We start from the raw sequence: 13,274 nt of genomic DNA on the forward strand, positions 1-13,274 counted from the left end.
TTTACTTCGACTGATTCTATGTCAAGTGCAGTTTCTGTTTCTGCATCTCTTGCACAGGAATCCTCCAGCATGAAAGCCAGAAGAAAACGGCATCACTTGTGCGGTCAGGATGCAATTTTCTGGGCCTCCGGCTTAACTTCTTTCCTGAACTCTGCATAGCCGATAAACACAATCCAGAGATAGGCCAGTGTCTTGGGAATCATCAGCATACCGATGAGCATATTCACCTGTGCCCAGAGCACCACGGGAATGTAGAACCCGAAGGACAGGACAATTGCCGCACTGATCTTCAGTGCTTCCGTATCCTTTCGTTCTTTCCCTTTTCTGTAATACAGTATGATCATGATGATCCCCATGATGGCAAATGGAATATTACGGTAGATCCCCCATGAGACGGGTGGGTTATAGACAAACCACTGATTCTGAGGAAAGAAGCAAAGAGCGACCCGGAGTGTGGCAAGACTCCACATGCCGATATCCAGTCTATGTGCATTCCTGACCTCATATCTGATTTTCCAGAGCTTGTAGAGAATCAGATAAAAAATCGTCATGGTGACGGAGGTGACGAACTTGCCGAACCCCAGTGAAATCGCATGGCTTTCAAAGCCTGTGGTCCAAAGTGCTATGATTCTTGGAATCAGATGAAACGCATCCCCAAAGCCTAAGGTGACCGCCATGATGCCAAACCACCTGAAATAGGGGTTCTTTCTCGACTTTGTGAGCATGATCATTCCAATGATGATTACGCTGGACAGATAACTGACATGAAAAATCGGTTCCATAATAGCCTGCATGGTGTTCTCCTTCGTAGGTATACTTTTGTGATAACAGCATCAGTATACTACCGTCGGGTGAAGCTCACGTTACGCCTGTCATAAATCCATCTTAAATCTCCATATTTCTGCTTGGAGGGGATGAAAAAAGGGTATGATGGAATTACAGGAAAACCACAAGGAGTGAAATGATGATGCAGAGAAAAGAACACCCCGTAATCCTCATCATTGATGATGAAGAGGAAATCGCCGCCCTTATATCAGCCGTTTTAAAGCGAGAAGGATTTGAGCATGTTTTTACAGCATCCACGGCCCAGAGCGGCCTGGATACATTTGAAAGAATTCATCCGGATCTGGTGCTTCTGGACATTATGCTTCCAGATGGCGACGGGTTTGAACTGTTTGGTGCCTTCCAGAAAATAAAGCCCACGCTGATTCTGTTCATCTCCGCAAAAGATGAGGAAATGGACCGCCTCTTGGGCTTTGCCCTAGGGGCTGAAGACTACATCACAAAACCCTTCAGTCCAAAAGAGGTTGCCTACCGTGTCAAAGCAAGACTGAAACATCTCAGTGCCCATCCCATTGCGGAACATGAACCGCAGAGAAAAGAAAAACACTGTTTCGGAGACCTGTGCGTAGACCCGGATGCCGGAGAGGTCTGGAAGAACGGTCAGCTGCTTGATTTCACAGCCAAGGAACTGAAGCTTTTGCTCTATTTCATTGAAAATCCCAATCGCATCCTCAGCAAGGAAATGATCTGCCGGGATGTATGGCAGGAAGATTTCATCGGATTCGACAATACCATCTCCGTGCACATCAGAAAAATCCGTCTGAAGATTGAAGAAGACCCTTCGGAGCCAAAGTGGATTCAGACCGTCATCGGCCTGGGCTATAAATTCGTCCTGGATCGGAGGAAGTATGAAGCGTAGAATCATGATTCATTATGCCGTTTCCTTCTTCATCGCCGCGTTTATTCTTGTGCTGATCAACGTGCTGTATATGAGTAACTCCATCTACCAGAATGAGGAGCTTTACCATTTCAGTCCCGATCCCTATATGGAGCGAATTGCTGAAGGTATCTATGCGGGCGCCTCCTCTGAAATCGTTGCGGATCCAGAGCTGGCTATCTATCTCGAAAACGAAGGAATCGGATTTCAGCTCATCGACCAGGAGCTGAAGGAGGTTATCCAGCTAAACAACCATTTCAGAGACACCCAGGATACCTATAGCCCTGAAGAGCTGATCCGCCTCTATGAGAGTCCATCCACAACCGCTTTCATCAGTGCACAGCACATCGATGGCAGAGACTACACCCTTCTACTGTTCATGGATCCGGATGCGGTCAGCAGAAAGCAGTACACCTACAACGTGGATCTGGTGGAGCTAGCCTATAATCCCATCTGGCTTGTCGGCATGAATCTCTTTCTGCTCCTTTTCATCAGCTACATCTATGCACTCCGGATCAGTCGGCCCGTGAACCTCATAGGGGATCGCATCATCCGATTGTCAGAAGGCCACTATGAGACAAAAAAATCCGGAAAAGGCCTTTTCGACACCGTGGAAAACGCCTTGAACACCCTTTCCTCACAGCTTGAAACCTCCCATCAGGAAAGGGCTCTTGCAGAGGTCACCAGAGAAGAGTGGATCTCTAACCTGTCCCATGACATCAAGACCCCCTTAACCTCCATCATCGGGTACGGAGAACTCCTGGGCGATCCGGAATACCTTCTGAGCGCCGAAGAGCGAGAAAAATACAGAACCATCATCCTGGAAAAAGGGACCTACATCGAAAATCTTCTGAACGATCTGAATCTCGCCATGCGACTGAAGCATCATCAGCTACCCCTTCATTTAGAGTCCGTGGATCTGATTACCGAAATAAAGACCATTCTCATTGATGTGCTCAACACGAAGTTCAATGAACTGGATCTATCCTTCACCCATACAGCAGATGAAGTCCATCTGTCATTGGACCGTAGACTGTTCAAGAGAGTGATGCTGAACCTGATCCACAACGCCATTGTGCACAACGAGAATCCTGTGTCCGTTCTGGTCCATCTGGACGCTGATGATCCCGACTGGGTAACCCTGTCCATAGAGGATGATGGCATAGGCGTGGATCCGGACGAGCTGCCCAGACTATTCACACGATACTACCGTGGAACGCACACAAAGAAAACAAGTGAAGGAAGCGGCCTTGGATTGGCCATCGCAAAGGACATCATCCTAGCCCATGAAGGAAGCATTGATGTGCGAAACAGCCCTCAGGGAGGACTGAGAATCATACTGAAACTGAAGAAATGAATGCACATTATTTCTTTGGAGTCACCTTCTATTATCAGAGGACTCTATACTGAATCAGATAATGTGGTAATCTAGAAGTACGATACTAATTCATGCAAAAGAAGGTGATATTATGATAAACGAAAACGAAGGTATGGGCATTATGCTGGTGGAACAGGGTCGAAAAGGAATTTTATCAACGATTTTCAGTAGACTAGGCATCATCCTGGTCCTTTTCCTGCTTCAGCTCTTTCTGCTGTTCAGCCTGTTCAGATGGTTTGAAAATTTCCTGCCTGAGATCTATGGTGGTACGTTCCTTTTTACACTGCTCATGGTCTTATACCTTCTGAATTCTCGTCTGGATCCCACCGGAAAGATCACCTGGCTGATCATCATCATGCTGCTGCCGATTTTCGGTGCTCTCTTTTATCTGTATACGCAAAGAGACATCGGCCATCGCACGCTGAAATCCAGAACTTCAAAGTCCGTTGAGGAGACGAGAAATATAATCCCTCAGAACAGAAAAACCGCGGATGATCTCCACTTCGCCAGTCCAGGTGCTGCCTCCCTGTCCAGATACATCGCGCGAAGCGGCTGCTACCCGGTTCACGGCAACACAGAAGTAAGCTACTTCCCTCTTGGAGAGGATAAGTTCAAAGAAGTGCTTTTTCAGCTGGAGCAGGCCAAGCACTTCATTTTTCTGGAATATTTCATTATCAGTGAAGGGAAAATGTGGGGTCAGATCCTGGAAGTACTGGCCAGAAAAGCAGCTGAGGGAATTGATGTGCGTGTCCTGTACGATGGCACCTGCGAGTTCTCCACTCTGCCCAGTGATTATCCCAAGCGCCTGGAGGAACTGGGCATCCAGTGCAGAGTTTTTGCGCCCATCACCCCCTTTGTCTCCACTCATTACAATAATCGGGATCACAGAAAAATTCTGGTCATCGATGGTCACACCGCCTTTAATGGTGGCATCAATCTGGCTGATGAATACATCAACGAATACGAGAAGTATGGACACTGGAAAGATACCGCCATCATGCTGCAGGGAGATGCTGTCAGAAATTTCACCCTGATGTTTCTGCAGATGTGGTCCCTGAAAGAGAAGACGAAGGAATTTGACTATTTCCTGGCCTTCCCCACAAATCCCAGGAAAGATGCGAAAGGTTTTGTCCTTCCTTACGGAGATCTGCCGCTGGATGGTGAGAAAGTAGGCGAACAGGTCTACATCGATATCCTGAATCGGGCACAGAAATATGTCTACATCATGACGCCCTATCTCATTCTGGACGGAGAACTTGAAAACGCCCTGATGTTTGCTGCAAAGCGCGGGGTGGATGTCCGCATCATTCTGCCGGGAATCCCTGACAAGTTCACGCCCTATGCTCTGGCCTTTACGCACTACGGAGCACTCATCGATGCCGGTGTCCGGCTCTATGAATACACCCCCGGTTTTGTCCACGCCAAAAGCTTCGTGGCGGACCATAAAGAAGCCGTCGTGGGCACGATCAACCTGGATTATCGCAGTCTGTATCACCATTTTGAATGCGCCACCTACATGTATGGTGTGGACTGCATCGGTGAAATGGAAGAGGATTTTCTGAAGCTTCTGCCAAAGTGCCGGATGGTCACAAGATTAACCATGAAAAATGAAAAGCTCACCCGAAAGGTCACCGGCATCATATTGAAAGCCATTGCCCCTCTTCTTTAGAAAGGCAGATCGGCTTTTTCAAAGAAGCAACCATCTACTATCCCCATCCACGTTGAATGAATCTGTTCTATTCATCTCAAAGACGCCCATGTTGTTTCCACTTGACTCATGACCAAGGGAAATTTCATGGACGTCTTTTCTTTTTTGCCTCAACCCTTACTTCTTCAGCAGCGCGGTTCTGTAGGGAAAGACTTCCGCTGTCATCATTCCCTTTAGAACTGCCGGGTCCTCCTTCATGAATACCTCCGCTTCTTCATCGTTTTCCGCCAGGAAGACTACGATGCCGAATCCTTTCTCATCGACAGCATCTGTCTTTCCAGCTGTGACCACAAGCCCTTCCTCGCAGTGCTTCTTCAGTCTCATGAAATGTTCCTCTATGATTTTATGGTGCACCTTAGTCCAGCTCTTTTCATCATGATACGCCTGCTTCAGTTTCAGTACGTAGATATATTCTCTCATCTTTCGCTTCCTCCGATTGTTTTCGCTTTCTTTCTAGTATATCATCTGAAGTAAGAACCGCCCTCATCGGACTAGGAAAAGGAGAGGCTCCCATGAAAGTGACCAGAGAAATGATCGATCCCCAGCTGAGAAGACGAGGCCATCTCCTTGATCTTTTCATGAGAAGCAGAAGCGAAGCGGGTTTTCTCCGCTTCATGAAGCGTTCTGGAAGGTTCCTCTCTTTTCTGAAAGGAAGAGGAAAGAAAGGTCTTAGGATGAGAGAAGAATGGATCCCTCGCCAGGATGGAAGCAGGCTTCGGCTATGCATCTATGAGCCCTTGGAGAAGCAGGATAGCCCTGTCCCCGGTGTGCTGTGGCTTCATGGCGGAGGCTATGCCATGGGGATTCCGGAGCAGAGCGCCGGCACCTATAGAAAACTCATGAATACCAGGCCTTGTGTCATCATCGCTCCCGATTACCGCCTCTCGATAGAAGCGCCCTATCCCGCCGCTCTGAATGATGCCTACCTGGCCCTTTGTTATATGAAGAACCAGGCCAAAGAGCTCGGTATCCGGAAGGATCAGCTCATGGTAGGAGGGGAAAGCGCCGGAGGCGGTCTTGCTGCAGCCCTTACCCTTTATGCAAGGGATAAAGGTGACGTGCGCATCGCCTTTCAGATGATCCTCTATCCCATGATCGACCCTTCGGGAACCACCGAATCCGCCAGAGACAACAATGCACCCATCTGGAACCAGAAGACCAATTCCTTTTCCTGGAAGCTCTACCTGGGCTCCCTTCACGGAAAAGAGTTCCTGTTTACGCAGCGCCTTCGCTGGCGAAAGAGTATTCGCTTCTTCCACCTGCACTGTCCTTTGTAGGCGATCTGGAACCCTTCATAGATGAAACCATCTCCTATATGGAGAATCTCAGAAAAGCCGGTGCTGCCGTAGACTTCAGGGTCTATCCGGGATGCTACCATGGTTTTGATATCATCTGTCCCAGAGCGAAAATAAGTGAAGAAGCCACAACCTTTTTCCTGGAGGGATTTCGCTATGCGGTGGACCACTACAGGACGCCCCAGGATTGAAGACAGAAGAGCAGGATATTTCCATTGTGTGAATAATGCGTTCCTTGGACATTTTTTTCTTTTCCGATATACCCCTTTCTGGTATACTGAAAAAAACTTTCAGCCAGAAAAGGAGGAATCCCTTTGCCGTTATTATCGTCATTCATCCGTACTCCGGGTTCTATGAAACATCCGGGCATACGACAGGACCTGCCTCAGATCTCCGAGAAGAAGAGAATCACTTACCTCATCTTCGTATCCGCTTTGACTCTCGTCACAGGATTTTTCTTCAACAGCCCTGGAGAAATTCTGGAGGGTCTTGGCAGAATTCTCATTTCGTCAAGCATTCTCCTGACAGACTATATGGCAGTGGGAAGTATCGGTTCTGCTTTTGTGAACAGCGGGATCCTCATGCTTCTTTCCATCTTCATCGCCATGAGAAGCAACACTTCCGTCAGTGGTCCCCTCATCGCAGCGGTCTTCACCATCGGGGGCTTTGCCTTCTTCGGAAAGAATCTATACAACATATGGCCCATCATGACGGGTGTTCTTCTCTATGCCAAGGTTCAGAAGGAACCCTTCGGAAAATTCATTCTTCCCGCCTTCTTCGGAACGGCTCTGGGACCACTGGTCAGCCAGATTTCCTTCGGGTTCGCCCTGACGCAACCTGCAGGCATCCTTCTGGGCATCCTGGCTGGTATCACGGCCGGATTCATCCTGCCCCCTCTGGCCAGTCACTTCATCCGGTTCCATCAGGGGTATAACCTCTACAACATCGGATTCACCTCGGGCATCGTGGGACTGCTCTTCATGAGTCTTCTGCGGGGACTAGACCTGAACAACCCTCCCACAGCTATTCTTCTGGAAGGGCATATGCAGGGGCTTGCGATCTATCTCACCATCCTGTTTCTTTCCATGATCCTCTACGGATTCGAAACCTGTCAGGATATCGGAAAGGGACTTGGTCATCTCTTCGCCCACCCCGGACGCCTGGTATCCGACTTTGTGGCATCAGACGGATTTCCCGTGACCCTCATCAACATGGGACTTCTGGGATTTCTATCCACCGGGTATGTGATCCTGACAGGCGGAACGCTGAACGGCCCCATCCTCGGCGGGATCTTCACGGTGGTGGGCTTCGGCGCCTTCGGTAAGCATGTGAAGAACGTAGTGCCGGTGATGGTCGGCATCTACCTTGCCAATCTCCTCTTCATGTGGGAAGTCTCCTCCATCGGTTCTCTTCTCGCAGCACTCTTCGCCACGACCCTGGCACCCATCGCCGGTGCCTACGGCATACTTCCAGGAATCCTTGCAGGATTTCTCCATATGGCCGTGGTGATGAATGTGGGTTATCTGCATGGAGGCATGAATCTCTACAACAACGGATTCTCAGGTGGATTTGTGGCTGCCATACTGGTCCCCATCTTTGATTCCCTGAATATCAACACAAATACCTGGGAGGATGAAAAATAATGCAGAACAGAATCAGATCCGTCAAAATACTAGAGGAAGTCATCGGTTATTTCATTCATCATGAAATCGCCCATATGGACATTAAGTTCTTTGCTGATGAGGAGAAAATGGATATCACGGTCTCCGGAACCACAAAGATGCCCCCAAAAGATCATCAGCATCTGGAGAATCTGCTCAATGAACCAATTAAGCAGGAATATGAGGAATATTACTGGAGCCTTCTGGGGGCCACTGGAAAACGCCAGGAACTGCGGCTCCTGGGTTCTCTTGTGGACAGCGGCAGCGTAGTCTATGAAGACGGAGTGCTCACAGTGAACGTGAAAAGAAGTTACTGATATACAGTTTTCTCCTGATGAACACTATACAGAGAAAGGAAACAGAAGGATGCATGAAGATCCCTCTGTTTCCTTTCTTTTGTGCATGGTCAAACGGAGGAAATCCTCCAAACTCCCTGTTAGCTTATTGCAGAATCCTTTAATTCATCCGCAGAAAAAAGACCCTCCCCCGCTGGCAATGTTTCCACAAAGCCGTTGGAAAGGGTCCCCGCAACCATCCATCCTATGATGCCACATCAGGTATGCGCCGGTTTAAATGGATTCATTCCGAAACGGACTTCCTCACATCCTCTATCCTGCTGTCCTCATCTAGTCCGCTCTGACCAATATTCTTCAATGACTTCTCTTTTCTCAGTAGTCTGCCCGTGATGAATCCTGCTGCAATACCAGCTGCATGAGCAGGTCCGCCAACTGAAACTGATGGATTCTGGATGGTCAGAACCGCATTCACAATGAATAAAGCAAGGAGCCAGTGTTTGGATTTGGATTTCAAGATGATTGCATCAGGCTGAAGCGCTGCATAGGCGGCTACAATACCTAAGGCTGCCGCAGAAGCTCCAGCAATAGGTCCACCAGTATACTCCACAAAAGAGGCATACCCGAAAATCGCCCAGCTGCCAATCAAGCCACATAGAATATAGATAATATAAATGACTTTCGCATTGGTCTCCCTAAACAGTTGTGTCCCAAAAACAAGGACCAGCATCATGTTCAGCAGAACATGAATAAGAATTTCATGAGAAAAAAACACCGTCACTACAGTCCAGGGTTTCTCCATGACCATGGACAGATCCGGATCAAGGAGAAATACGCCAGATAGGCCAGGAAACGCTTTCAATAGGATATAAATGACAAGATTGATCAGAACCAATGTCACCACAGCCCGATTATTCAGCAGATATTTTCTAAGTCTCATTCCGCACCCTCCAGTTCACAGCGCATCTGCAGCTTCTGCATTTCTTCTTTAAAACCTCTGCAAAACTTTCCTTCGTTTTTCATTTCAGAAGCACTGCAGAAATACCTGCAATAATCAGCGTCATTAGACCTGCTCCTAAAGCCAGCAGGATTTTCTGATACAGTCTTTTCCCCTCTTCCCTTGCTTTTGATATGTTATCCAAGCCTGTTCCCTGGGTGAATGCGATGATCTCACGATAGGTCTGGATATCAAACTCCTTTTTCTTTTTTTCCACTTTCACTGCAACATAGAATGTGATCCCCGCCAAAACCACCCAGATGACGATACCCACATCGCCCAGGTAATGGACAAGCGCCACGGGTGATAGGATCACTAGAGCAAGCAGTATCCCAAATACATTACTAAGTTTTTCGAAGTTCTTCTGATCTTCTTTCTGAATCTTTTTCTTCATAATTTCGATGTCTCCTTTGATTAGTTTGTCGATGGAGGTTTCGAAGACTTCACTCAGAAGTATTAGACTGTTCACATCGGGATAACTTTTGTCATTCTCCCAGTTGGATATGGTCTGTCTGGATACAAAAACTTTCTCAGCAAGTGCATCCTGAGATAAGGACATTTCGTTGCGGTATTTCCTGATCTGTTTTCCGAGTTCCATTTACTCCTCCTCCTTTCATCATCCACTCTACTCAAATTCATGAGATTCAGCCATCAAAAGTCTTTTACATGCTCTATATTTGCCCTTTTTTTCTTTGTCAACGGTTTTTGACAGGTGCTTAGGATCTTGCTGTCACAGTTCTTGCAGGGATTTCAGATCCTGATCAAAAAGTATCAAAAACGACATTGCGCTCTACCTTGAAGAAGTCCTTCTCTTCAGAGAAGTCTTCCCGTGGAACAGATCATCTGAAAGTGATTTCGCAATTCTACCTGTCTTCACCATAGTCTGGCCTATTCTATGGCGACTTAAGGTCATCACCAGCAGGCTGTTCATCGCCTTTTACCTTTCATCAGGAGATCAGACGAATATTAGATATGCAAAGTATACCATATCAATAATCAGAACTGGAAGAAAAACCTTCCCACACTGCAGGGTTTAACCAAAATCGAGCTTGCCCTTCCCGAGTTTCGAGCTGAATATAAACACACAAACCCCGTAATCCACTTTTCATCCATGGATTACGGGGTTGATTCATCAGGAAATCCTGAAATTATTGTGAGTCCGAAGTCCTGAGCTTTTTCATCAGGTGGAGACATCAATCTCATTATACACATCATCCGCTATCTTTATGACCAGCTTAATGGGCAGTGCCACAATGATTTCATAGGACTTGCTGATCCAGCCCATATCCTCATGAATGGATAGAGGAACAATTTCTTCCGGAAGTCTGTGCAGCATCACAGATCCGTCTTTGATTTCCAGATTGCCCTCAAATGTTTTCCCATTGTGTTCAAAGGGAAAGGCTACATACTTCTGCCCTTTCTCCTCCAGGCTATGACTGAAGATTTCTCTGCCATCCTTCTCCACGATGATGCGCTTTTCCCCGCCACCTGTAGAAGTGTTAAAATGAAACAGAAGTGCAGGAACAAAACTGATCAGGATCAGTGAGAACAGGATGATTACATCCCACTTTTTTGCTTGGAGTGCTTTTCCACTCCCGTGAAGTTTTCTCATCATATTGGCCTCCCATGATGTTCTATGAAAAGAAGTACGACAGAACGCGTCTCCTCTCATCCCTTCTGAAAAGATCCGCGCTAAACGCAAATCATTCGCATCTAGAAATTATACAGTATCTTCAGCGGAGGCACAACCACTCTGCCAGATATTTCACATTATCACAGGCCCCTTTATGGATCCTTCCTGGGCAGCCTGCTCAGGGTGCTTACCCCTGGATTGGCTTCTCCGAATTTCTCCATGACAGCCTGGACCACCTCTTCCCGGGAAAGGCCTTCCTTCTCCTTCTCCTTGATGAGTCGATAGGCGCTGAATAAGGGAGAAGGTCCGATTTCGGAGGAGAAATGTCCGATGCCCTGATTCCAGGCGAAAAGCTCGAAAATCTCATCCAGTTCCAAAGACGTCGTGCCCAACGCATAGGATTTGATCAGCTCCCGGGTTGCCTGCCGAAGTCTTCCAGCCCCCACGACATTACTCATGGATAGAAGAAGCTTCATGCGCTGAGGCAGTGCACCCTCTTTTCTGTCCCAGATCATCTGCCAGAAATTCACAGCCGTCTCCGCCATTTCATCACTGATGGCCTTGTAGTTGAGAAGCGTTGTGAGTTTCAGCGGCATATCTGACCCTTCCGGATCGGTCTTCTCTCCTGTTTTCAGTTATTCACTCCTACAGATTTCAAAGAATGCAATGATTTCCTGCAGTTTCCTGCATGACCCTCTTCTTTGAATTTTCCTTGCTCCGATTCCCTAGAGATCTTCCACTTCCATCACCGTCAGATGGTTCTCCTCCACACGGAAACGTATATCTTTCCCGGCGAAGGACAGGCCATAGATGCGGTGCGGGTCCTTCTGGTAGGAAGGTCTCGGATCTTCCGCCAGCACATCTTTCAGCGCTTCCCTTTTATCGGGAGGAATTCTGTCCACAAGCCCTTCTGGAATATCCACAAGAAGTCTCACCTTTTCCACTTCAAAGACCCCGGAAGTGGCCTCGGGATGACTGTCGCCATAAGGAATGTAGGGCTTGATATCCACAATCGGGGTGCCATTCATAAGGTCAGCTCCCTTCACATAAAGAACCGGTCCCAGCTTCTCATCCATCTCTACTCTTTCCAGTTTCACGGAAGATAAGCCCAGATGATTCGGCCGGAAAGGAGAACGTGTGGCGAAGACTCCCATCCTGGTATTTCCACCCAGTCTCGGCGGACGCACTGTGGGAGACCATCCCTTATCCACATTCTCGGAGAACTGCCAGATGAGCCACAGATGGGAATAATTTTCTATGCCCTTCACCGCTGCCTCATTTCTGTATGCCGGTTCAAAAACGATTCTTCCTTCCAGGTTATCCACAAGGCCGCTCTGCCTTGGAATGCCGAACTTCGAGTGAAAATCCGTTTCGATTCTCGCTATGATTTCTATCTCTATGATTTCTTTCTTTTCAATGCTCATCTTTCCTGCCCCTTCCTTCTCAATCTCCCTATTGTGCCAGCTCGTTCATCGTAGTCTGATTCCTGTTTCTGGAAGAACTACGGCTTTATATTCCTCTCCTGTTCACAGAATCTCTCTGAAGAATCTCAGAGCATTCTGGCTGAAGATCTTATCCATGTCTCCTGTACTGAAGCCCCTTCTCTCCAGGGCATCCACCAGCAGATGCATCTTCGAAGCATCCGCAAGGTCCAGCGTCTCTTCGATGCCATCAAAATCGGAACCCAGTGCGATGACATCGATGCCTGCCACCTTCCGGACATGCTCGATATGGTCTGCCACCGTTTCTGCTGCTCCTCTCTGGCGAAGTCTGTCTCGATCTTCATCCAGAAAAGTCAGGCAGTAGTTCATACCCACAATACCCCCTTTTTCCGCCAGTACTTTCAGCATATGGTCCGTAAGGTTTCGTGGATGGCTAGAGAGGCTCCTGGAATCGGAATGACTGGCAAGAAAAGGCTTTCTGGCATGCCTTGCCACATCATAGAAGCCTTCATCAGACAGATGGGAGACATCCACCATGATGCCAAGATTTTCCATCTCGGAGAGAAAGGCGAGTCCCTGCTCTTTCAATCCCCTGAAGGAACCTGTCGCACTCTTCTCGAAATCCGTGGCTGGATATCCGATGGGGTTCTCATAGTTCCAGGTGAGGGTGATCATCCTTACACCCAGCTGATGCATCATCCGGAGCACCGAAAGATCTCCCGCTGTGACACCACCATCTTCGATGGTGAGAAGAGCCGAAATCTTTCCCTCTTCCCTGTTTCTTTCAATGTCCGAAAAACAGTAGACAGGTGCCATGTCCGAAGCATACACCTTCATGATCTCATGAAAAATATCTATTTCCTGCAGGGTCTCAATAAGGGGAGAGGATGGGCTATTCTTAGCATCGGTGAATGCCGCGAAGCACTGAAGAAGGTAGTCTCCTTTCTTCAGCTTGAAAAGGTCCACGTGCAGATCATTTCTTCCGAATGTCTTCTCTATACCACTCTGCCTCGCCTTACTCAGTGCCATGAGCGTATCACAGTGGAGATCCACAACTTTCATCTTCATCCCTTCCTTCCTGCAGCTGTATTATATTTATTATAATCCACTTAAATGAACAAGCACAAATAATCCGTTCTCAAGGCTT

15 protein-coding genes are annotated in these 13,274 nt (G+C 47.7%); 7 read left to right on the forward strand and 8 right to left on the reverse strand.

Going from position 1 to position 13,274, the window contains the following annotated elements:
* Nucleotides 1-104 precede the first annotated feature (104 nt).
* Nucleotides 105-794 (reverse strand): hypothetical protein, encoded by a 690-nt coding sequence (locus J3A84_RS10655; RefSeq protein WP_207600020.1) that lies wholly within the window; start codon nt 792-794, stop codon nt 105-107.
* Nucleotides 795-964: 170 nt separating this feature from the next.
* Here J3A84_RS10655 and J3A84_RS10660 point away from each other — a divergent pair, with 170 nt between their 5' ends.
* The 3 genes from J3A84_RS10660 (at nt 965) to cls (ending at nt 4,767) form a co-directional block, all read left to right on the forward strand.
* Entirely contained in the window at nt 965-1,702 is a 738-nt protein-coding gene (locus J3A84_RS10660) for a response regulator transcription factor (protein WP_342590963.1), read from the forward strand.
* On the forward strand, nt 1,692-3,077 hold the full coding sequence (locus J3A84_RS10665) for a sensor histidine kinase (RefSeq protein WP_207600021.1): 1,386 nt from the start codon (nt 1,692-1,694) through the stop codon (nt 3,075-3,077). The genes J3A84_RS10660 and J3A84_RS10665 overlap by 11 nt, the downstream gene beginning before the upstream one ends.
* A gap of 112 nt (nt 3,078-3,189) precedes the next feature.
* Nucleotides 3,190-4,767, forward strand: coding sequence for a cardiolipin synthase (cls, locus tag J3A84_RS10670; protein ID WP_207600022.1), 1,578 nt, complete (start codon nt 3,190-3,192; stop codon nt 4,765-4,767).
* 156 nt (nt 4,768-4,923) lie between these two features.
* Here the strand turns inward: cls and J3A84_RS10675 are convergent, their stop codons facing one another.
* Nucleotides 4,924-5,226 (reverse strand): YciI family protein, encoded by a 303-nt coding sequence (locus J3A84_RS10675; protein WP_207600023.1) that lies wholly within the window; start codon nt 5,224-5,226, stop codon nt 4,924-4,926.
* A gap of 92 nt (nt 5,227-5,318) precedes the next feature.
* On the opposite strand from J3A84_RS10675, the gene J3A84_RS15410 reads away from it, so the two are divergent.
* The 4 genes from J3A84_RS15410 to J3A84_RS10695 all read left to right on the forward strand — a co-directional run bounded on the left by J3A84_RS15410 (nt 5,319) and on the right by J3A84_RS10695 (nt 8,079).
* Nucleotides 5,319-6,083, forward strand: coding sequence for an alpha/beta hydrolase (locus J3A84_RS15410; RefSeq protein WP_207600024.1), 765 nt, complete (start codon nt 5,319-5,321; stop codon nt 6,081-6,083).
* Nucleotides 6,038-6,292, forward strand: coding sequence for an alpha/beta hydrolase fold domain-containing protein (locus tag J3A84_RS15415; protein ID WP_281069638.1), 255 nt, complete (start codon nt 6,038-6,040; stop codon nt 6,290-6,292). Before J3A84_RS15410 ends, J3A84_RS15415 begins: the two co-directional genes overlap by 46 nt.
* Before the next feature lie 123 nt (nt 6,293-6,415).
* Nucleotides 6,416-7,744 carry a DUF1576 domain-containing protein gene (locus J3A84_RS10690; protein ID WP_207600026.1) on the forward strand — a complete coding sequence of 443 codons (1,329 nt, stop codon included), beginning with the start codon at nt 6,416-6,418 and terminating at the stop codon, nt 7,742-7,744.
* Nucleotides 7,744-8,079, forward strand: a complete 336-nt coding sequence (locus J3A84_RS10695; RefSeq protein WP_207600027.1) for a hypothetical protein — start codon at nt 7,744-7,746, stop codon at nt 8,077-8,079. Before J3A84_RS10690 ends, J3A84_RS10695 begins: the two co-directional genes overlap by 1 nt.
* A 262-nt stretch (nt 8,080-8,341) precedes the next feature.
* Here the strand turns inward: J3A84_RS10695 and J3A84_RS10700 are convergent, their stop codons facing one another.
* The 6 genes from J3A84_RS10700 to J3A84_RS10725 all read right to left on the reverse strand — a co-directional run bounded on the left by J3A84_RS10700 (nt 8,342) and on the right by J3A84_RS10725 (nt 13,195).
* Entirely contained in the window at nt 8,342-8,995 is a 654-nt protein-coding gene (locus tag J3A84_RS10700; protein ID WP_207600028.1) for a rhomboid family intramembrane serine protease, read from the reverse strand.
* 79 nt (nt 8,996-9,074) lie between these two features.
* Nucleotides 9,075-9,650 (reverse strand): helix-turn-helix transcriptional regulator, encoded by a 576-nt coding sequence (locus J3A84_RS10705; RefSeq protein ID WP_207600029.1) that lies wholly within the window; start codon nt 9,648-9,650, stop codon nt 9,075-9,077.
* 582 nt (nt 9,651-10,232) lie between these two features.
* Nucleotides 10,233-10,667, reverse strand: a complete 435-nt coding sequence (locus tag J3A84_RS10710) for a NusG domain II-containing protein (RefSeq protein ID WP_207600030.1) — start codon at nt 10,665-10,667, stop codon at nt 10,233-10,235.
* Between the two features lie 170 nt (nt 10,668-10,837).
* A complete protein-coding gene (locus tag J3A84_RS10715) occupies nt 10,838-11,281 on the reverse strand; it encodes a hypothetical protein (protein ID WP_207600031.1) in 444 nt (147 codons plus the stop codon).
* A gap of 129 nt (nt 11,282-11,410) precedes the next feature.
* Nucleotides 11,411-12,109: a tRNA (N6-threonylcarbamoyladenosine(37)-N6)-methyltransferase TrmO gene (tsaA, locus tag J3A84_RS10720; protein WP_207600032.1), complete on the reverse strand. Its 699-nt coding sequence runs from the start codon at nt 12,107-12,109 to the stop codon at nt 11,411-11,413.
* 102 nt (nt 12,110-12,211) lie between these two features.
* Nucleotides 12,212-13,195: a dipeptidase gene (locus J3A84_RS10725; RefSeq protein WP_242694167.1), complete on the reverse strand. Its 984-nt coding sequence runs from the start codon at nt 13,193-13,195 to the stop codon at nt 12,212-12,214.
* Nucleotides 13,196-13,274: the final 79 nt, after the last annotated feature.

The organism is Proteiniclasticum aestuarii, from assembly GCF_017368455.1.
Classification (GTDB): domain Bacteria; phylum Bacillota; class Clostridia; order Clostridiales; family Clostridiaceae; genus Proteiniclasticum; species Proteiniclasticum aestuarii.

Excerpts from the sequence above, each read along its gene's own strand:
- J3A84_RS10655 (WP_207600020.1), bottom strand. The coding sequence starts at position 794 with ATGCAGGCTATTATGGAACCGATTTTTCATGTCAGTTATCTGTCCAGC.
- J3A84_RS10660 (WP_342590963.1), top strand. The coding sequence starts at position 965 with ATGATGCAGAGAAAAGAACACCCCGTAATCCTCATCATTGATGATGAA.
- J3A84_RS10665 (WP_207600021.1), top strand. The coding sequence starts at position 1,692 with ATGAAGCGTAGAATCATGATTCATTATGCCGTTTCCTTCTTCATCGCC.
- cls (WP_207600022.1), top strand. The coding sequence starts at position 3,190 with ATGATAAACGAAAACGAAGGTATGGGCATTATGCTGGTGGAACAGGGT.
- J3A84_RS10675 (WP_207600023.1), bottom strand. The coding sequence starts at position 5,226 with ATGAGAGAATATATCTACGTACTGAAACTGAAGCAGGCGTATCATGAT.
- J3A84_RS15410 (WP_207600024.1), top strand. The coding sequence starts at position 5,319 with ATGAAAGTGACCAGAGAAATGATCGATCCCCAGCTGAGAAGACGAGGC.
- J3A84_RS10695 (WP_207600027.1), top strand. The coding sequence starts at position 7,744 with ATGCAGAACAGAATCAGATCCGTCAAAATACTAGAGGAAGTCATCGGT.
- J3A84_RS10700 (WP_207600028.1), bottom strand. The coding sequence starts at position 8,995 with ATGAGACTTAGAAAATATCTGCTGAATAATCGGGCTGTGGTGACATTG.
- J3A84_RS10705 (WP_207600029.1), bottom strand. The coding sequence starts at position 9,650 with ATGGAACTCGGAAAACAGATCAGGAAATACCGCAACGAAATGTCCTTA.
- J3A84_RS10710 (WP_207600030.1), bottom strand. The coding sequence starts at position 10,667 with ATGATGAGAAAACTTCACGGGAGTGGAAAAGCACTCCAAGCAAAAAAG.
- J3A84_RS10715 (WP_207600031.1), bottom strand. The coding sequence starts at position 11,281 with ATGCCGCTGAAACTCACAACGCTTCTCAACTACAAGGCCATCAGTGAT.
- tsaA (WP_207600032.1), bottom strand. The coding sequence starts at position 12,109 with ATGAGCATTGAAAAGAAAGAAATCATAGAGATAGAAATCATAGCGAGA.
- J3A84_RS10725 (WP_242694167.1), bottom strand. The coding sequence starts at position 13,195 with ATGAAGATGAAAGTTGTGGATCTCCACTGTGATACGCTCATGGCACTG.